Source organism: Paenibacillus sp. FSL W7-1287, assembly GCF_038004245.1.
Lineage (GTDB): Bacteria > Bacillota > Bacilli > Paenibacillales > Paenibacillaceae > Pristimantibacillus > Pristimantibacillus camelliae.
Genome location: NZ_JBBORD010000001.1, coordinates 2,552,775 through 2,572,734 on the forward strand (window position 1 = coordinate 2,552,775; position 19,960 = coordinate 2,572,734).

A 19,960-nucleotide genomic window follows, 5' to 3' on the forward strand; every position below is an offset into this window, starting at 1 on the left:
AAAGCTTCAAAACGATTGTAATTGGCCAAGGCTTACACCTCTAACTGTTCAAGCTGTACAATTTCTGATTTGTTTAGTACCTCAGAAAGATTTAGCATAATAAGCAGACGATCTTCACCGATTTTAGCAATGCCATCTAAATATTTTGCCTGAATTCCACCAACGATCTCTGGCGGTGTATCAATAATATCAGAATCAATATCGATTACATCATTCGCAGAATCTACAATAAAACCAACTTCCATTTCATTGACTGCGACGACGATAATTCGTGTGTGCTCGGTTACTTCTGTCTCAGGAAGGTTGAAGCGTCCACTTAAATTCATGACGGGAACAACGATGCCTCGAAGATTAATTACCCCTTTAATAAAGGAAGGCGTTTTAGGAACGCGTGTAATTGGCATCATACGTTCGATCGTTCGAACCTTATCTACCTCGATGCCATATTCCTCATTTGCTATACCAAAAACGATAACTTTCAACTCTTCACTCATCATAACCCCTCCTTATTTTATTAAAGCATTTGGATCTACGATTAGAGCAACTTGTCCATCACCTAATATCGTAGCGCCTGAAACTCCAGAAATATTAGTTAAGTACTTACCAAGAGTTTTCAATACAATTTCACTTTGACCTATAAATTCATCAATAACGACGGCTGCCCACTTATCGCCTTTATGTATAACGATAATTTCGTGTTCTTCTTCATGCTCCTCGGAATAGCTTGGCGATTCGAATAGCTTAGATAAAGAAATAAGTGGAATAACTGCATTTCTAAACTTAATCATCGGATTGCCATGAACCATTAATATGCTGGAGCGCTGAATAATAGCTGTCTCAACAATGGAAGAAAGAGGTATAGCATATTTTTCATCTCCAAGCTTAATGAGCATAGCAGAAATGATAGAAAGTGTTAACGGTAGTTGAACGGAGAACTTCGTTCCCTTTCCTTCTACAGATGTTACGGTAACGTTCCCGCCTAATGATGTGATTTTAGTACGTACTACGTCTAGACCTACACCGCGTCCAGATATATCTGAGATAACATCAGCTGTACTAAAGCCTGCTGAGAATATGAGGTTGTTAATTTCATCAATAGATAGTTTTCCAGCATCTTCTGGCTTCACGACACCTTTGCTAATTGCTTTTTCCAGTACTTTTTTAGCATTAATGCCTTTTCCGTCTTCTTCAACCTCGATAAATACATGGTTTCCACTATGGAAAGCACGTAAATGTACCGTACCAGTCTCTGACTTACCAGCTGCAACTCGCTCTGCAACAGTCTCTATACCGTGGTCAACCGAGTTCCGAAGTAAGTGAACAAGCGGATCTCCGATTTCATCGATAACTGTACGATCAAGCTCTGTATCAGCTCCAGTGATGATCAGATCGATTTTCTTATCCAGAGATTTAGCTAGATCTCGAATCATACGAGGGAAACGATTAAACACAGTATCCACTGGTACCATGCGAAGTTTTAATACAATATTTTGCAGGTCTGAGCTTACACGTGCCATATGCTCTACCGTATCGGTTAAATCTTGTCGTTTAACCTCACTTGCAAGCTGCTCTAGGCGTACACGATCGATCAACATTTCGCTGAATAAATTCATTAACGCATCAAGTCGATCAATGTCAACGCGAATCGTACGGTTAGCAACAGGCGCTTTGACAGCTGGTTTTTTCTGCTCATCTGCAGACTTAACCTCAGCTTTTTCAGTTTTAGCAGGTGCTGCTGGCGCTTCTACTGCTGCAGCTGCTTGTGTACCAGCACTAGATAGCGTAGCAAGAGATTCCTCATCTAGCGGCAATACTTCAACTGTCTCAATCTCAGAAATACTATTAATCTTCGAAGTCAACTCTTCAGGGCTAACCGAGCTAATAGTAAAAACCGTAAACGATCGGTCGAATTTTTCTTGCTCTAAATCCTCAACGGAAGGCTCTGACTTTATGACCTCGCCCGTATTCTCAAGCACATCAAAAACCATATAAGAACGTGCAGCCTTGAGTACACAGCTTTCTGTAAGGGTTACTTTAATATAGAAAACTTGAAGACCACTTTGTATGGACTGCTTCAAAACAGAGGATTGATATTGATCTAGCAATCCGCCGTTTTCCTGGCCTGCTGCAGTAGTAGATGTTGATGCCGCTGGCTCAGTTGAACTATTTTTGTAGTCGCCCTTCACGATATTAGCGAGATTGTTAACGATATGGGTAACATCTGACTTACCTGTTCCCCCTTGAACAACATCCTCAACCATCGATTCTAGTGCATCCAAACCTTGAAACAATGTATCAAATATAAAGCTGTCCATTTTTAGCTTATCATTACGAACGAGGTCAAGCACGTTTTCCATCTCATGGGTCAACGACGCCAAATCCTCAAAGCCCATCGTTGCGGACATTCCTTTTAATGTATGTGCTGATCTGAATATATCCTGCACAATTGATATATCCTCTGGAGAGCTTTCAAGTCTCATCAGATTGTCATTCAAAGCCTGCAGGTGATCATTTGATTCGTCTATAAACATTGATAAGTAAGCATTCATATCCATAACATGACACCTCCTAAAAGTTTGTACTGCTAATGTTTCAACACTAGTTTCATTAATTCAGGTGCAATATGTGACAGAGGAAGCACTTTACTTGCAGCTCCGAGTTCAACTGCTGAACGCGGCATACCATATACCACACAGCTTTCTTCAGCTTCTGCAATGGTTGATGCAACGCCTTGATCCGCTAGCTTCTTCATCCCCTGTGCGCCATCGCTGCCCATACCTGTCATTAGAACGATATGACGTTCCAGCTCCTGGAAATCAAGTAGTGATTCAAAAAGTACATCTACCGATGGTCTGTGACCATTTCGAGGAGGCTCATTGCTTAAGCTAATGACATATTGATCCTGCTGACGCTCTACTTTCATATGGTAGCCACCGGGAGCAACGTATGCTCTTCCATTTTGAAGCTGCATTCCATGCTCAGCCTCGCAAACCTCTAGCTCACTAAAATGATTTAATCGCTGTGCAAGCGATTTGGTGAATCGTGGTGGCATATGCTGCACAATGACTACAGGTGCAGCTAAATCTGCTGGTAGATGACTAATCACCTCATGCAGTGCTTTTGGACCACCAGTTGACGTTCCAATTGCAATGATAGAAGCAATGCTTCCGTTATTGATAGATTTTCTGCTCTTCGCTTTACTCACGCTTTCCACTTCTACGTGTTTAGGAGCCGGCGGTGGTACTGTGACCTTCACTTCATCCAACTTTGCAGGCATGTTTGTCTGTTTGAGTGGCGTGCTTTGCTCTAGGTGAGTTTTTGGCTCGGCAGATTTTTTTATAGTCTTTTTACCTATAATTCTATCATCTTTCAGGAGATTTGACGCAGATTCTGCAGAATAATCTGTTTTTTTATTTTCTATTTTTGAGAACAATGTCGATTGGTTCGTCGTCGCAGTTTTCTTTCGACGTGTTAGTACTGCGATTTTTAACTTTTCTATCAGAACCTCGCCGACTGAATGAATATCCTGCGCATTCGCTCCTACCATCGTAGGCTTACGAATAAAATCAAAAGCACCAAATTGCAGCGCCTTTATCGTATCGCGCGTATTAGCCTCACTTATGCCAGATAGCATAATGATCGGCAGCTTATGCTTTTTCAAAATATGCTGCATAGCATCAATACCATTCATCATCGGCATTTCGAGATCAAGCGTAATGACGTCTGGATTAGACGTCTCTACACTAGTCACAGCTTCTATTCCATTTTGAGCAGTACCTACTACTTTAAACTGTGAATCTTTCTCTATTAAATCTGTAATGATTTTTCTCATAAAGGCTGAGTCATCGACAACTAACACACGATATGGCTCCATTAACCTCGCCTCCATCTTAAGGATTATCTAGTACGCTTCAGCAGTTTATGTAAAAATCCTTTAATACCAGTTGAAGAGCTATTAGAAGGTATATTTAAATATTCCTTCGCAATTGCGATAATTGACTTTGCTGCATCACTTTCAGGAAATATAACAAGCAGCGGCATTTGCTTCTTAACTGATTTAGAAACGTGAGGGTCATCGTATATGTTGCCAATTGACGGCAAATCAACATTCAGGAATCTCTTCGTTGCACTTGCTATGCTTGCAGCTGTTCGTTCGCCTTCAGAGCGATCACCAGATCGATTCACGACCATCTTAAATTGTACAGATGCATCAATCGAATGCACCATCTTAATTAGGGCATATGCATCCGTAATCGATGTTGGTTCTGGTGTCGTAACAACAATGGTCTCGTCAGAAGCAGTAATAAATTGAGCGGTTTCCTTAGACAGCCCTGCACCAGTATCAAAGATGATATAGTCATAATGTCCTTGCAGCTTCATAATTTCAGTACCAAAACGATTAACCTCATCATCCGACAGTCTCACAAGCTCTAGCAGACCTGAGCCTCCAGCAATATAATGAAGTCCTTCAGGCCCAACACTAATAATATCCCAAATCGTCTTTTCATTTTTTACAAGGTGATACAGATTATATCGAGAGCTTGTACCCATGAGCACATCGATATTGGCCATTCCAATATCAGCATCGATAACGAGTACCTTTTTTCCGAACCGCTGCAAGGCGATGCTAAAGTTCAGGCTGAAATTTGATTTCCCAACACCGCCTTTACCGCTAGTAACGGAAATAAATTTTGTTTTTTCTTCGTTATATTGTGCTGAGTGCTGCTTTACTAATTTTCTTAATGCTTCTGCTTGGTCATTCATGATGAGGATCTCCTAGTAAAAGCTCAATATACTTGTTCAATTCGAATGGTGCAATATCGTCAGGTACATTTTGACCACTTGTAATAAATAGCGGCATGAGTCCATATTGCATAACCATATTAAAGATCGAACCGTACACCTGCGTCTCATCAAGCTTTGTAAATACAACTTTTCTCACGCCGTATTTACTGAATTTTTCAGCAATAATTCTCATATCTGCCGTCCTACCTGTAAGACTGAGCACAAGTACCGACTCACTCTGTTCATTACGCGGTAGTAAACTGTTAACCTCAGATACATGTAGATCACTACTGTAGTTACGACCTGCCGTATCCATAAATATTAGCTCCGTATGCTCCAGTGCTGTAATTGCTCGCTCAAGCTCAAGCGGAGAGAAAACAACCTCTAGCGGTAGATTGAGAATATTGGCATATGTCCGAAGCTGCTCTACAGCAGCAATTCGATAAGTATCAGCAGTAATGAGTCCTAGCTTCTTACCTTCTTTGATCGAATAATTTGCCGCAAGCTTTGCAATGGTCGTCGTTTTCCCGACACCTGTTGGTCCAACAAACTGAACCAATTGACTCGTAGGTGCTAGCGTAGATTTCTGATATGGAAATAACCATTCCTTCAGCTTTTCTTTCGTAAGATGCCACACTTGATTCGTATCTAGCGCAACACCAGCTTCCTCTTCTAGCTGCAAAAGCTCCTCGAACAGCAGATCAATCCATTGCTCATCAAGCTCCTGCTCTTGTAATCTCGATTTTAGAGCAATAATAGCTTCTGATGGCTCACGATCCTCGTTGTCTTTTTGTGATAGTCTGACCATTTCTAATCTCAAGCTTTTTAACTCATTAACAATAAATTGTTCCGTCGGTGTCATATCATTCGATGTGTTTGAAGCTTCCTTTGCAGCTGTAGCTTTTGGTGTTGGAACCTTCGACTCAAGGTGATTAGCAACCACGCTGCCTACTTCCTCGCCGCCCTCGTCCACTGGATTCGTTACGGTTGATCCAGTATTATACAAGCGTGATGCAAACGACGCTGCCCCATCAGTTGCTGAGGGTATCGCCTTGCTACTTTTATTCGTAGCCAAAGCAGCAGGAGGAGCAGAAGGATTTTCATTGTCCTGAGGTTTCGTTTTTTTGGAAGCCTTCAGGATCTGCTCGATCACTTGATCAACATCGATATCATCTAAAGCTGAATTACTCGGCTTAGGCTTTGTTTCAGGCTTTGCTGAATTTGGTTCAACTGCAGCCATGACCTCCAGCTTACGTTTACGAAACATCCCCATAAAACCGCCGACTTTAATCTCTCTAGATTCAAGAATGACTGCATCCTTGCCTAATTCACTTTTTATGAGCGGAACTGCATCTGACATTGCGTCTACGACATATTTTTTCACTCTCACAGATTAACCACCCCAACGCTCTGTACTTCAATATTCGGCTCAAGCTCACTATAGGAAATAATCGGCAAATCCTGCATCGTGCGAGCAACAATTTGTCTCAAATACATACGAATGGTTGGCGAAGTCAGTACAATAGGCTGTTGACCTGATTGCAGCAAACGATTGACTTGCTCGGTGAGACGTTGAAAAATTTGCTGTGATGATACAGGATCAAGAGATACATAGCTGCCTTGATCATTTTGCTGTACGGATTCAATGATTTTCTTCTCAAGCTGCGCACCTAGCGTAATAACTCGCAAGGATTGGCCCCCTGGTGCATATTGCTGTGTAATTTGTCTTGATAGAGCCTGTCTTACATATTCCGTTAAAATATCGGTATCCTTCGAATATTGACCATAGTCTGCCAATGTCTCGAAGATCGTAACTAGATCGCGAATCGAAACTTTTTCTTGGAGAAGCTTCGTCAACACTTTTTGCACGTCACCGATGGACATTACACCTGGAATTAAATCTTCTACAAGTGCAGGATAATTCGCCTTCACATTCTCTACCAGTGCCTTCGTTTCTTGACGTCCAATGAGCTCATGTGCATGACGCTTAACGATTTCCGTTAGATGTGTAGCAACAACGGATGGTGGATCAACGACCGTGTAACCAGACAGCTCCGCTCGTTCCTTCGTCATCTCATCAATCCATATCGCTGGCAATCCAAATGCCGGCTCAGTTGTTTCGATGCCGTGAATCGATTCATCATCATAACCCGGGCTCATGGCTAAGTAGTGATTAAGAAGCAATTCACCTCTGGCAACCGTGTTCCCTTTTATTTTAATGACGTATTCATTCGGCTTAAGCTGAATGTTATCTCGTATTCTAATAACAGGTACGACAAGTCCTAGCTCAAGCGCACACTGTCGTCTGATCATAATGATCCGATCTAGTAGATCTCCACCCTGCTGCGTATCAGCTAAAGGAATTAAGCCATAGCCAAATTCAAATTCGATTGGGTCTACCGATAGCAAGCTTATGACGCTTTCTGGACTTCTAACCTCTTCGATTTGCTGTTCTTCAACAAGCAATTCATCCTGTTCTGCCTTTTTAAGCTGTGAACGACTAAGTAAATAACCGGCGATCGCAAGTCCAATAGCAAACGGCCATGTTCTAAGTATTCCAATAGGTGTTAAGCCTAATACGGCAATCGTTGCTGCTGCTACATATAGCAGCTTAGGATATTTGAACAGCTGACCAGTAATATCCTCTGCCAAATTTCCTTCCGATGCTGAACGAGTAACAATTAAGCCTGAAGCTGTTGAGATCAACAACGCAGGAATTTGAGCAACAAGACCATCACCGATCGTTAGAATTGTGAACGTCGTTGATGCTTCTCCGAAGCTTAAGCCCATCATAGCCATACCGATAATGAAACCGCCGATCAGGTTAATAATCATCATGATAATCGTGGCAATCGCATCACCTTTAATAAACTTACTCGCACCATCCATTGCTCCATAAAAGTCAGCTTCTCGCTCGATGGTGGAACGACGTTCTTTCGCTTCCTGTTCATTAATGAGTCCAGAGTTCAAGTCCGCATCGATACTCATCTGCTTACCTGGCATTGCATCAAGTGTAAAGCGAGCTGCTACCTCCGCGACACGCTCTGAACCTTTGGTAATGACGATAAATTGAACGACCACGAGAATTAAAAACACGATAAAGCCAATAACAACCTGGCCTCCGCCTACCCATTGACCAAACGTTTCAATGACAGCTCCGCCTTCTGCATGGGTTAGTATGTTTCTAGTGGTAGAAATACTAAGCGCGAGTCGGAATATTGTTGTAACGAGTAGAATCGCTGGGAATATCGAGAAGTCCAAAGCTGACTTTGTATTCATAGCTACAAGTAGAATCGTGATCGCCATCGTAATATTAACGATTAGAAGAAAGTCAATTAATAGAACTGGGAGCGGTACGATCATCATGAGAATTATCCCGATAATTCCACACGTTATAATGAGCTCTTTTAACTTCATGATGTTCCCTCCCTTACATTATTATTTAGCATGCTTCCTACCTCTAATCTTATATACATATGCCAGCACCTCTGCCACAGCCTGAAACAGATCAGCAGGAATTGCATCTCCTATTTCTGTTTGACTGTATAAAGCACGTGCAAGTGGCTTATTTTCCATCGTTATTACATCATGCTCTTTTGCAACCTCTTTAATTTTCAGAGCAAGATGATCCATCCCTTTCGCGACAACGACCGGTGCTTCCATATTTGCAGCATCATATTTCAATGCAACAGCAAAATGTGTAGGGTTCGTAATAACGACGTCTGCATTAGGGACCTCCTGCATCATTCGCGATATTGCCATTCGCAATTGCTTTTCCCGGATTTTTCGTTTTATTAACGGGTCACCTTCAGATTTCTTATGCTCATCTTTGATATCTTGCTTTGACATTCGAATACTTTTTGCGTGCTCATATTTTTGATATAAAAAGTCTAAAAATGCCAGTACGATTAATATAGCCCCTGTTGTTACACCCATTCGTATAACGAGAGATGCTAGATAAGATACTACAGTTTCAATAGGCTGAAGGCCTAACCCTGTAATAGTGCCCCATTCATTGCTTATTATCGAAAAGACAACTACAGCAATGATAATAACCTTTAATAAGCTTTTAGCGAACTCTACAAGACTGCGCATTGAAAAAATACGCTTAAAGCCTTCGATCGGATTTAGTTTTTTTAATTGAACCTTTAACGGTTCGTTCGTTAATAGAAATCCAAACTGCACAACATTGCCAATGACACCAGTGATCATGACGATCGCAAGTATAGGAGCGATAATTAGCAGTACCTGAAGTATAACGTTGATAAAGAAATCACCAAGGTTTGTAATCGTGACTTCCATCGTTAACCAATTTTCAAACAAATCATGAAATAAATTCGTAAAATGTGTTTTATAGTAATCTCCGAGCATCATAAAGGATGCGAAGCACAGTGTAAGAATCAACGCGGATGGAAGCTCTTGGGATTTGGCAACCTGTCCTTTTTTTCGTGAGTCCTGTTTCTTCTTAGGGGTTGCCTTCTCTGTTTTTTCTTGATTGAATAGCTGTAGATCTACAACTAAACGATATTTACGCACTGTTTTGCCTCCATTCTTTATGCAGGCGGACCTTGCACCACACCGAAAAATTGCTCTAGCGAGTTAAACATAACCGTAAAGATTTTCTCGAAGATCACTGCCATGCCTGGCATTAACAAGAAAATTAATAATAAACCAAGCATAATTTTTACTGGAAAACCAATAACAAACACATTAAATTGAGGGGCTGTCTTTGCTAAGAAGCCAAGCCCAACATCTGTAATGAACATTGCAACCATTATCGGCAACGCGACTTGAACTCCGATTACTATGCTGGAAATGACCGCGTTTGTTAAAAATTGGGCTAAGCTTCCATCTCCCATTTTAGAAAACCATTGATTTTCAATCGGGATATACAAGTAGCTGTCCATCAATCCAGTAAGTAAGAAGTGATGTCCATTCATCATTAAGAACACGACAAGCAAAAGCATATACTTAAAATTACCGAGCAATGGTACCGATACACCCGATACAGGGTCAACGATGTTCGCCATTGCGAAACCGATCTGCATGTCTATGATCCCACCTGCAGTTTGTACCGTAACAAAAAACAGATACACAATAAACCCCATCATAAGTCCGATAAGCACTTCTCTTATGACAAGCAAGAAATATTGAATATCTATAATCATCGCCTGACTAGGACCGTGCACGGTTACGATTAGCAGGGAAATAAAAAAGCCGAGCCCAATCTTAAATATCGCCGGAACATTTCTGTGATTAAAGATCGGTGTTACGACGAAAAAAGCTGTTACTCGACAAAATATTAACAAAAAAATAGGGACTGCCTCTAAAAATACATCTGTCATCGAATTCACAGCCTAACCGATATAATGGTGCAGATTATTAAATATCGTATACGTGAAGTCGACAACCGTATTGAGAATCCACGGTCCGAATATGACTACCGCTAACAATACTGCAACGATCTTCGGTACAAACGCTAAAGTCTGTTCTTGGATCTGGGTTGTCGCCTGAAACACACTTACTACTAAACCAGTCACTAGTGCAAGAACGAGCATAGGTGCGGCTGCTTTCAATACAGTAAATACAGCTTGTCCAGCTATCCCTATAATAAAATCTGCACTCAATATTTCCCCCTCCTGATCTAGCTTTAAGGGTTAAAGCTTAGTAGTAATGAACGTACAATGAGATACCAGCCATCTACTAATATAAACAATAGTATTTTGAAAGGCAGCGAGATCATGATCGGTGGTAGCATCATCATCCCCATCGCCATAAGTGTACTCGAAACAATCATATCAATAATTAAAAATGGGATAAAAATCATAAAGCCCATCTGGAATGCCGTCTTCAATTCACTTATCGCGAAGGCTGGAATCAATGTCGTAATTGGAATCTCCTCATACGATGATGGCTTTTCTTCCCCTGTATAATTCATGAACAACAGGAGATCCTTTTCACGCGTATGATTAAACATAAACTTTTTCATAGGCTTTGCAGCTTCTTCAAAGGCTTCCTCTTGTGTCAACTCACCTTGAATGTAAGGCTGAAGCGCCACTTGATTAATCTCATTAAATGTCGGTGCCATGATAAAGAATGTTAAAAACATTGCCAATCCAACAAGCACTTGCGCTGGAGGTATCGTATTCGTTCCCATCGATGTTTTCACAAAGCCAAGGACAATAACGATTCGAGTAAAGCTCGTCATTAACACCAAAATTGCAGGGGCAACGCTTAATACAGTGATTAGCAATAAAATAGAGAGTGTACTAGTCCCTGAAGCATCAGCATCATCATTACCAATATTAATGGAGATATCAGGAAGCGGTTCAGCGTGAGCATATGGTACCAAGAAAACAAAAAACATCATTATCAATGGTACGATAAGCATCCACTTTTTTTTCATTGTCCATCAACCATTCATTATTTTTTATCTTTTAATAAAGACTCAAGCTCTTGCTTGCGCTCTGCTTGCTTATCAAGCTTAGTCTGCAATAAGTCTTCGAATGAGCGTGGATCATTCCACATTTCATCCGAAGCATTCGTGGAATCAGACTGTTTCTTACGCGATGCAACGAATTGCTTGAGTGAGCTGAAGCTAATGTTGCTTTGCTCTGCTAATTCTAATGCTGCAATGATTTGCGCAACCTTATCAGGGTCTACTTCTTTGTCTAGCAAAGTAACAGATTCACCCACACCTACGATGTAGATTCGATCTGCAACCTCAATCACTTGCATTGAGCTATTTTGTCCGAGACTAACTCCTCCAAGAGAACGCATGCCACGTTGATTACCCCAGGCACGATTTCTTTTAGACAGCCACTTTACAGTGATCATTAAAAGCGCAATGACGATTGCTAAAGCTACAAATACCTTAATAACATCGAACACGATGTTCGTCTGTTGAAACGCTGGAGACCCATCGCTTGCCAAGCCACTTCCTTGCTCGCTGTTACTTGAAGCAGCAACAGCGATGTTTGGAAGAGTTATGAATAGTAAGCTACTACTAGCGATTTTTAGCACATACGAACGAATATTAAACTTACTCATTAGCCTAGTGTTTTCTTAATAGCTTCGATTACTCGATCAGCTTGGAATGGCTTAACGATGAAATCTTTCGCACCTGCTTGGATCGCGTCAATAACCATAGCTTGCTGACCCATCGCAGAGCACATAATAACTTTTGCATTTGCATCAATTTTACGGATTTCCTTCAATGCTGAAATCCCATCCATCTCTGGCATCGTAATATCCATCGTAATTAGGTCTGGCTTCAATTCCTTAAATTTCTCAATAGCTTGAGCACCGTCTGGTGCTTCACCAACTACCTCATAACCATTTTTGCTTAAAATATCACGAATCATCATTCGCATAAAAGCAGCATCATCAACAATTAGAATACGATTAGACATCTTTCTTCCTCCTAGAAATCCGTTATTGTAGTTTTTGAATTCTGTCCCATTGACTCACGATATCTGTAACACGAACACCAAAGTTCTCGTCGATGACAACAACCTCGCCTTTTGCAATGAGCTTGTTGTTAACAAGAATATCGACTGGTTCACCTGCTAGCTTGTCCAGCTCAATAATTGAGCCTTGAGAAAGCTCAAGGATATCTTTTATTTGCTTCTGGGTCCTACCTAATTCTACAGTGACCTTCAATGGTATGTCGAGTAGTAAATTAAGATTTGTCCCATCGGTTTGCGTATATGGTGCTTGATTAAAATTCGCAAACTGTACAGGTTGAACATTTACGTTGCGATTCATGTTCGTTTGTTGATGCTGATCATAATTCATCGCAGGCGCTGGCGCTGGCTGAGCAAACATATCCTGTTGTGGAGCATGGAATGTATTACCCATTGGCTGCTGCTGCTCTACTTGAGCTGCTGGCGCTACTGGCGGTGCAGCCATTGGCGCTGGCGCAGGTGGAGTTGTCTCCTGAACAGGGGCCGGAGTAACATCCATCGGCTCCGTATCCGTACCCATCAGTGTTGCGACCATTTGCTTCGCAAAAGAAATTGGAAGCAGCTGCATAATTGTAGAATCTATTAAATCTCCAATCGTTAAATGGAAGGAAATTTTGATCATAATATCTTCTGGTGGAAGATGATCAATGCCATCTCCGCTTGTTACATCTAATATATTTATTCCAGGCGGCGATATATTTACTAGTCGGTTAAATATCGTCGACATCGACGTAGCAGAAGATCCCATCATTTGGTTCATTGCTTCTTGAACTGCTGAAATATGGATTTCATTCAGCTCTTGGTCAGTTACTTCTCCTTCTCCACCAAGCATTAAATCTGCGATTACTTGTGCGTCTTTCGTACGAATGACTAATGAATTTATGCCTTCAAAGCCATCAACATATTCAACACTTACCGCAACATGCGGTTTAGGAAATACGTCACCAAGCTCGCTTTTACGAACGATAGATACGGAAGGAGTCGTAATATCTACCTTTCTACCTAATAAAGTTGACAATGCAGTTGCAGCACTGCCGAACGTAATATTTCCAATCTCACCTAAAGCATCCTGCTCTAGCGTAGACAGGTAATCCTCTAAGACGACCTCTTCTGCTTCTGCAGGAGTCATGTCACTATGCTCGGGCTCACCTGAGGATTGACGAAGCAATGCATCGATTTCCTCCTGAGATAAATAATCTTTACTCGTCATAGTCTTCTTCCGCTCCTTCGTTTACAATCTCATCAATTTGAATCGCTATGCGATCCCTTATCGAGCCTGGACTTCCAATAAATTTCAGCTTTTCTCCTACTTTTATCTTAAGTCCTTCATCAACTGGTTTGTTAAGCGTTAATACGTCACCTTGAGCTAAGCCCAAAAACTCCTGAATCGTAATGGTTGCCTCTCCAAGTTCAGCAATGATTGGTAGTTTAGTCTTCTTCACACGATGCTCAAGGATTTCAACTTCCTCTGGTATGCGCTCCTTCTTTTGTGAAACAAACCAATGATGTACAGACAGTCTTGGCATAATTGGTTCTAGTACAACATGCGGAATACAAAGATTAATCATCCCTGTTGTGTCCCCAATTTTTGTACTAAAAGAGATTAGCGCTATCGTTTCATTGGGAGACACGATTTGCATAAACTGTGGATTCGTCTCCAATGCTTCAAGCTTCGGTTTAATATCAATGACCGTTTTCCAAGCTTCTTGTAGATTATCAAACGCTCTAGCAAAAACCTTTTCCATGACAATCGTTTCAATCTCAGTAAGAGCGTTCATCTTCGATGGAGCTGTTCCTGGACCACCAAGCAGGCGATCTAACATGGCGTAGGCTACGTTAGGATTTACTTCTAGTACCATACGCCCTTCTAAAGGCTCAGCTTCAAAGATATTTAATATCGTCATCTTTGGAATTGATCGTATAAATTCATCATAAGGCAATTGCTCTACATCAACGACATTGATTTGTACAAAGGTTCTTAATTGAGCTGAAAAATAAGTAGTTAAATAACGAGCAAAATTTTCATGAATTCGAGTCAAGCTGCGGATATGATCCTTAGAAAAGCGTACTGCACGCTTAAAGTCATATACACTAATTTTTCTTGTAGGTTCTTCCTTCTTCAAATCTTCTGCATCCATCTCACCTGATGATAAAGCGGCAAGTAATGCGTCGATCTCATTCTGAGATAAAACATCAACCATGTCTCTCACCTCCTTAGAGGAATTCATTAGAAGCTAAATTTTTGCAATCATAAAATCTGTAATTTCAACTTTCACTAGTTTACCCTTTGGCAAAATAGGGTTGATTAGATTCAGCAGCTGTGACTCTAGCTGATCCTCACCTTGAGAGCCATTCAGCTCATCAGCAGTCATATCAGCGAGCACTCTACTGATGATTGGCTTCACTTCTATGTCTAGAATCTTGTCAAAGCTTTCCTTAGACTTTTTATCATCAAGCTGGAAGGCAAAGTTTATGCTCACTACATATTGTGAATCTTTCAAATTTCTACGGAAATCTGTCAATGTAGAGGTTACTTCAACTCTTTTTTCTGCGCTGAGAACTTCAACCTCTACTGGTTTGTTGCTTGCGAGTGCTGAGCTCGAATCATCAAACATCGTCTTATACACGACGATTCCTACTACAGCTATTAATGTAATTGAAAGTAGAATAGTTATTAACCACGGCAGCATCTTTTTCATGGCAAAGACTCCTTTATTCTTGACTCTTTTGGGCCGCAGTAATTAGGCCGATTGTTTGAAGAAACTGCTGATTGAGCGCTATAATTTCAGCAGCAGATTCTTTTACTACTATTTTGTTTCCAGTCGTTAGCGTAATTACCGTATCAGCGGCTTCGTCAACAAACTCAATGAGAAGTGCGTTAATGGTTACTGATCGACCGTTTAAGCGCGTTAGTGTAATCATTAGCAGCCTCCTAGCTTAGAGGGGGATCAATGGATCCCCCTTCAACCTACATTACTTATCGCTTAAGATTTACAACCTCTTGTAGAATTTCATCGGAAGTAGTAATGATTCTTGAGTTCGCCTGGAATCCACGCTGAGCAACAATCATTTCTGTAAATTCACTTGTTAAGTCAACGTTTGACATTTCAAGCTGACCAGCGATGATGCCACCTGTACCAAGCTCTGCATCATTAGGAGCTACGATCTCAATCTCGCCATCTGGATTCGCATTGACCGTCATGCGGTACAAGTTCCCTCCTAGCTTTTCTAGCCCCTCTGGGTTAACGACACGTGCTACACCAATTTGTGCAACTTCAACAGGGCCGTCAGGCGTTACCCCGACAATCATACCGTCCTGTGAGATGCTAAACGCAGTTACCTCTTCATCTACAATGATAGGTGCACCACCAACATCAAGCACGAATAGTCCATCACCATTTACGAGCTGACGGTTAGCATCAAGTGTAAAGTTACCTGCGCGGCTAAGCACTTGCTCTGCATCGTCGCCTGCTGACAGCACGAAGAATCCATCACCATTGATTCTCAAATCAGTTGGTCGATTCGTTGTCATTGCACTACCTGCGGTATGTATCGTATCAATAGATGCAATATTAACACCAAGACCTACTTGCTTCGCATTAACACCGCCGCTTACTCCATCCTCTGGAGCTGTTACACCACTAACGGTTTGGCTCAAAATATCCGAAAACATTACACGGCCGGATTTAAAACCGATCGTATTAACGTTTGCAATATTGTTACCAATTACGTCAAGCTTTGTTTGGAAGCCTCTCATTCCTGAAACTCCAGAATACATCGATCTAAGCATGATTCATCCTCCTAATATTAGGTATTTATTAGCTGCATCAGTCGGTCAGCAGCTGTAGGCCCCCTTATCGGTCCAGCCTATTTCAAAATAATTGCACTATCAATTTGTGTAAACACATTGCTTTGCAGCTGTCCACCATCTAAAGCAGTGACAACTGTTCGAGTAGGAACGTTAACGATCATCGCAATATCACGATAGACGATCAGCGAATCCTTCGCACCCTTTTGTGCCGCTGAATCAACCGCTTCACTAATTTGATTCAAGCTTTCCTGCGGAAGGCTAATTCCTCGCTGAGCCATTCTAATCTCCGCATGGTGGCTGAACTTAAGCATCTCACGATCTAATGCTTCAGAAAAGCTCGGCTTATCCGTTTTATTAGATTGCACATTGTGATGCCCTTGTTGAAAAGCGCCAGGATTGACCTTCATCGGATAGAGCTGACCAACTCTAAAGCTCTCATTCATTACTCCATCACCTCTTCACTAGAGGAGGAGTCTGTTGGCTCGCTTTCTTCTTGATCCGAAGAGTTGTCATTCTCAATTGGAGTAGATGAGATCTGTCCAATAAAATCCATACCGATTTTCTCTCCGCCAACTTGTACAAAGAGATGACCATCCTGTGAAATAATAGAATCTACCAATCCGCTTCTCTGAACAATTTCTCCAGCATTATCATACTCATTCCAGGTCACGTGCTTACCTATTAAACTCGAAGCCGTTCCGATATTCAAACGCAGAAGAGAGATCTCTTCTTTCATATTGATTAATTGTTCTACAGAAGAGAACTGTGCCATCTGAGCGATATACTGTGTATTATCCATCGGAGATAATGGGTCCTGATTCTGAAGCTGAGCAACTAATAAACCTAAAAATTGGTCCTTACCAAGTTCATTTGTTTTAGTAGAAGCTTTAACTACATTAGACGTATTATAATGAGGCCACACAACAGATGATTGTATTGAGCTTGCCATCTTTTCACCTCCATCTTACTTTAATGGATTAGTTAAACCGTTTCGTTAACTGCTCGTCCGAAGCCTAATTCTTGATTAGCTGCATTGATAAGTAATTCTTCTTCAAAGGCTGCTTCATCAAGCTCTTTTCTAGAGCTGTCATCGTTACCGTTTTGACTATTGGATTGTTGCTTTTGCTGTTGACTAAGCTGAGATGCAAATTCAGTTTGAGCAACTTCTATTTTTTCTACCGTTATCCCTTGAGCTGCAAGTGAAGCACGAAGCTGAAGCATTTGATTTTCTAATGCGTCCTTCGCCATCGCTGTTTCTGTTTGGAACATTGCAGTCAGCACGCCATTCTGCATAGAAATTTTAACATCAACATGACCTAAATGCTCAGGTGTTAGTGATAGTCTCGCTTCCGTCAAGCCATTTAGCTCGGTCACGTTAAATCTTTGCACAATTAAGCCTCTCATCGTATCTGCAAACTCATCTGCAAGAACATAAGCACTAGTAACAGAAGGGCCTGTTCGAATGAAATGAGGCAAAAGCTCACGTACATTGTCAGCACGTAGCTGCGCAATCGTAGCAGAAGGCTGAACAGCCGTATCCTCTTGTACAGCTTGAGTAGCTGAGTTTGAGGCATCATTCGCTTGTGTAGCAGCTTGAGCGTAAGTTGCTTCTACATTCAATCGCTGTAGATGAGATGCTTGTTCATCTGATGCTGACTTATCTTTCACAGCAAACTCGGAAGCTGACGCAGCTCCACTAGCATTTTGTTGACCTACTGCTTGATTAAGCTTTAGATCTTGTTGCGACTCTGCAGCTTTATTATTCGTTGCTTGGTCTGTTGTAGCAGACTTGATAATCTGTGCCATATCGTCTGCTATCGTATTACTGCTGTCAATCGTTCCCGCGGCTTGCTTGAGCTTAGCATCCTGAAGCAGCTGAGCTACTGTGGCTTGAACGATATGTAATTGTTCAGTTACGATATCTTCTACAGTTTGAACACCAGGTAATACCTTAACTTCACCGCTTTGCAATGCATGTTGAAGCATCAAAAGCTGATCCTGAAGCTTAATAACTAGTTGATTGGATGAACTTTGTTGAGCATCGCTATCTAACTGTTGATCAACACTGAGCATAGGAGCTTGCTTGCTAGCTTCTTGATTGAAGGAGACCACTTGGATTAACGCCTCCATTTGCTGAATCAAATCTTCAACAACGGATTGCTGTTCATTATCTAGTCCAAGCTGCTCTAGCTCATCTAGCTGATCTAACAAGCCCTCAAGCAAAGCATTAAGCTGTTCAGCTGACGCTTGCTCCTCATTCAGTGATCCGGCTTTACCAGCCAAAAGCAATGCAGATGATGCAACCATTTGACCTGTTTCAGCTGTTTGGCCTGCATCTCCTTGCTGTCCTTCGACAAGACTGACTAATTGCTTTTGAAAGGATGTTGCATTTGTTGAGGAAGAATTCGTATTGGTTAGCTGTGCAACATTTCCAATCACAGTACCAGGATTCAATACATTCATTACGTCCATTATGTCACCTCCTTTCGATACTCCCTCGCATTAGTCTTGCATTAGTCTTGCATCAATCTTGTAACTAGTAATGCAGCTGTCGTTTCATTAATAGCTGTCATTTCTTCTAAGATTGCGGAACGAGCTGTGCTTCCCGTAACCTTCAATATACGAAGGACCTTACTGGAGCTTACGTCCATCATTTTCAACAGCATATCTGCTGCAGCCGATGGCTCCATCGCAGAAAATGTTGCTGCTAGGTCTGCATCACTAACCTCATTTGTTGAAGATTCCTGTTCATTTTCCGATTGAAGCAGCTGTACTCTAGATTGCAGAGCTGCAATTTCTAGATCTTTAGCTGTTTCACTGTCCTTAAGCAGCATCGTAACATCGGCTGCTGTCTTTGGAGTCATTTTCTCCATAATACGCACGCGATCATCTGCTCGCATGTTACCGAAAAGAAGTGCCATTTCCTCCAATGTCATACTTTGCACAATAGGAGCAGCCTTACTCGGTGTCATTTTTGCAAACATACTCGCCAGCTCTTGAATTCGTGCCGTATACTGCTCATCAGTAATCGCAGCTGGTTCAGTTACAGGCTCCTCGCTGATTGTCTCACTCTTTTCCTGAAGAGTTGCAATGGTTTGCTCCTGCTCGATCGTTTTCTGTTGTGCTGCATTCAGCTCGTTTTGCAAAGTCGCCAGCTGAGTTTCTAGTTCAACGATTCGCTCACTATATTTGTCTTTTTTCATTTCATCATCTGAGTTTACAGCCGTCGTACTAGGCGCCGGCAATACATTACGAACGACTGGAATATCTTGACCGATCTCCAAAGCCTTGTTTCGTATATCTACATCGAGAAAAGTGACCAATAGTCCGAGCAAAACAATCACAAACAAAATAGGAGTAATAATAAATACAGCTTTTTCTATAAAACTGCTTTCTTGCTTTTCTTCGTCAATGGCTGCCAAATCCATTCACTCCCTTGCACGGTCTTATGGGGTAGGTGACATAAAACGGATGGAGGCCATCTCGTCTAATTCATTCTGTTCCTTGATTTGCATGCTATAGCGAAATTTAGTAAAGGCATTCTCCTTAGCCTTATGCCAAACCTTTTCTTCCCTCATCTTATCTGCCAAATCGTTTCTACGTTGCTCTACTTTACGCTCTGCACGTTCAATATCTTTCATTTTACTTTTAATCGTTTGAGCAAAGTATTCAATATATTCGTCAATAGCAAGTACTTCAGCTAAAGGGGTCGCTTCTTTTACAGATTGCTCAAGCTTTTGTTCCCATTCTCTTTGCTGCTGCTGAAGTGATCGAAGCTGCTCTCTCTCCGAATTAAGCTCACCAATTGCATCAGATAGAAGCCATTCCGCGTGAGTCTTTTCACTTTCCTTCAAATCAACAATCTTTTGGAAGCTATACTTGAACGCTGCCATTCATT

22 protein-coding genes are annotated in these 19,960 nt (G+C 41.5%); all 22 read right to left on the minus strand.

All coding sequences use genetic code 11. The annotated features are described in order from the left end of the window. Positions 1-32: 32 nt before the first annotated feature. Positions 33-494, minus strand: coding sequence for a chemotaxis protein CheW (locus NSQ99_RS11655; protein WP_251665460.1), 462 nt, complete (start codon positions 492-494; stop codon positions 33-35). Positions 495-506: 12 nt separating this feature from the next. Then, the gene (locus NSQ99_RS11660) at positions 507-2,555 is read right to left on the minus strand and encodes a chemotaxis protein CheA (protein WP_340836736.1); all 2,049 of its coding nucleotides are present in this window, start codon (positions 2,553-2,555) and stop codon (positions 507-509) included. A gap of 29 nt (positions 2,556-2,584) precedes the next feature. Beyond that, on the minus strand, positions 2,585-3,874 hold the full coding sequence (locus NSQ99_RS11665; RefSeq protein ID WP_340836737.1) for a protein-glutamate methylesterase/protein-glutamine glutaminase: 1,290 nt from the start codon (positions 3,872-3,874) through the stop codon (positions 2,585-2,587). 23 nt (positions 3,875-3,897) lie between these two features. Further along, the gene (locus NSQ99_RS11670) at positions 3,898-4,764 is read right to left on the minus strand and encodes a MinD/ParA family protein (RefSeq protein ID WP_251665463.1); all 867 of its coding nucleotides are present in this window, start codon (positions 4,762-4,764) and stop codon (positions 3,898-3,900) included. Continuing rightward, complete coding sequence (flhF, locus tag NSQ99_RS11675) at positions 4,757-6,175, minus strand: flagellar biosynthesis protein FlhF (RefSeq protein ID WP_340836738.1); 1,419 nt, start codon at positions 6,173-6,175, stop codon at positions 4,757-4,759. Before flhF ends, NSQ99_RS11670 begins: the two co-directional genes overlap by 8 nt. Continuing rightward, entirely contained in the window at positions 6,172-8,202 is a 2,031-nt protein-coding gene (gene flhA / locus NSQ99_RS11680; RefSeq protein WP_251665465.1) for a flagellar biosynthesis protein FlhA, read from the minus strand. Before flhA ends, flhF begins: the two co-directional genes overlap by 4 nt. Positions 8,203-8,223: 21 nt before the next feature. Further along, positions 8,224-9,321, minus strand: coding sequence for a flagellar biosynthesis protein FlhB (flhB, locus tag NSQ99_RS11685; RefSeq protein WP_251665466.1), 1,098 nt, complete (start codon positions 9,319-9,321; stop codon positions 8,224-8,226). Positions 9,322-9,338: 17 nt separating this feature from the next. Beyond that, the gene (fliR, locus tag NSQ99_RS11690; RefSeq protein WP_340836739.1) at positions 9,339-10,130 is read right to left on the minus strand and encodes a flagellar biosynthetic protein FliR; all 792 of its coding nucleotides are present in this window, start codon (positions 10,128-10,130) and stop codon (positions 9,339-9,341) included. 12 nt (positions 10,131-10,142) lie between these two features. Continuing rightward, complete coding sequence (gene fliQ, locus NSQ99_RS11695) at positions 10,143-10,412, minus strand: flagellar biosynthesis protein FliQ (RefSeq protein ID WP_251665468.1); 270 nt, start codon at positions 10,410-10,412, stop codon at positions 10,143-10,145. Positions 10,413-10,435: 23 nt separating this feature from the next. Then, positions 10,436-11,191, minus strand: coding sequence for a flagellar type III secretion system pore protein FliP (gene fliP / locus NSQ99_RS11700; protein ID WP_251665469.1), 756 nt, complete (start codon positions 11,189-11,191; stop codon positions 10,436-10,438). 17 nt (positions 11,192-11,208) lie between these two features. Continuing rightward, the gene (locus tag NSQ99_RS11705) at positions 11,209-11,835 is read right to left on the minus strand and encodes a flagellar biosynthetic protein FliO (protein WP_251665470.1); all 627 of its coding nucleotides are present in this window, start codon (positions 11,833-11,835) and stop codon (positions 11,209-11,211) included. Then, positions 11,835-12,197: a response regulator gene (locus NSQ99_RS11710; RefSeq protein WP_251665471.1), complete on the minus strand. Its 363-nt coding sequence runs from the start codon at positions 12,195-12,197 to the stop codon at positions 11,835-11,837. Before NSQ99_RS11710 ends, NSQ99_RS11705 begins: the two co-directional genes overlap by 1 nt. A gap of 22 nt (positions 12,198-12,219) precedes the next feature. Then, on the minus strand, positions 12,220-13,461 hold the full coding sequence (fliY, locus tag NSQ99_RS11715; RefSeq protein ID WP_340836741.1) for a flagellar motor switch phosphatase FliY: 1,242 nt from the start codon (positions 13,459-13,461) through the stop codon (positions 12,220-12,222). Further along, positions 13,451-14,452: a flagellar motor switch protein FliM gene (gene fliM / locus NSQ99_RS11720; protein WP_251665473.1), complete on the minus strand. Its 1,002-nt coding sequence runs from the start codon at positions 14,450-14,452 to the stop codon at positions 13,451-13,453. Before fliM ends, fliY begins: the two co-directional genes overlap by 11 nt. Before the next feature lie 33 nt (positions 14,453-14,485). Then, positions 14,486-14,950, minus strand: coding sequence for a flagellar basal body-associated FliL family protein (locus NSQ99_RS11725; RefSeq protein WP_251665474.1), 465 nt, complete (start codon positions 14,948-14,950; stop codon positions 14,486-14,488). 13 nt (positions 14,951-14,963) lie between these two features. After that, positions 14,964-15,173: a flagellar FlbD family protein gene (locus tag NSQ99_RS11730; protein ID WP_251665475.1), complete on the minus strand. Its 210-nt coding sequence runs from the start codon at positions 15,171-15,173 to the stop codon at positions 14,964-14,966. Between the two features lie 55 nt (positions 15,174-15,228). Then, complete coding sequence (gene flgG / locus NSQ99_RS11735) at positions 15,229-16,041, minus strand: flagellar basal body rod protein FlgG (RefSeq protein WP_251665476.1); 813 nt, start codon at positions 16,039-16,041, stop codon at positions 15,229-15,231. Positions 16,042-16,118: 77 nt separating this feature from the next. Next, positions 16,119-16,505, minus strand: coding sequence for a TIGR02530 family flagellar biosynthesis protein (locus NSQ99_RS11740; RefSeq protein ID WP_251665477.1), 387 nt, complete (start codon positions 16,503-16,505; stop codon positions 16,119-16,121). Then, positions 16,505-17,011 carry a flagellar hook capping FlgD N-terminal domain-containing protein gene (locus tag NSQ99_RS11745; RefSeq protein ID WP_251665478.1) on the minus strand — a complete coding sequence of 169 codons (507 nt, stop codon included), beginning with the start codon at positions 17,009-17,011 and terminating at the stop codon, positions 16,505-16,507. Before NSQ99_RS11745 ends, NSQ99_RS11740 begins: the two co-directional genes overlap by 1 nt. 32 nt (positions 17,012-17,043) lie before the next feature. Continuing rightward, positions 17,044-18,534 (minus strand): flagellar hook-length control protein FliK, encoded by a 1,491-nt coding sequence (locus NSQ99_RS11750; RefSeq protein WP_340836748.1) that lies wholly within the window; start codon positions 18,532-18,534, stop codon positions 17,044-17,046. A 41-nt stretch (positions 18,535-18,575) separates the two neighbouring features. Beyond that, complete coding sequence (locus tag NSQ99_RS11755) at positions 18,576-19,484, minus strand: MotE family protein (protein WP_340836749.1); 909 nt, start codon at positions 19,482-19,484, stop codon at positions 18,576-18,578. A gap of 24 nt (positions 19,485-19,508) precedes the next feature. Next, the gene (fliJ, locus tag NSQ99_RS11760) at positions 19,509-19,955 is read right to left on the minus strand and encodes a flagellar export protein FliJ (RefSeq protein WP_251665481.1); all 447 of its coding nucleotides are present in this window, start codon (positions 19,953-19,955) and stop codon (positions 19,509-19,511) included. Positions 19,956-19,960: the final 5 nt, after the last annotated feature.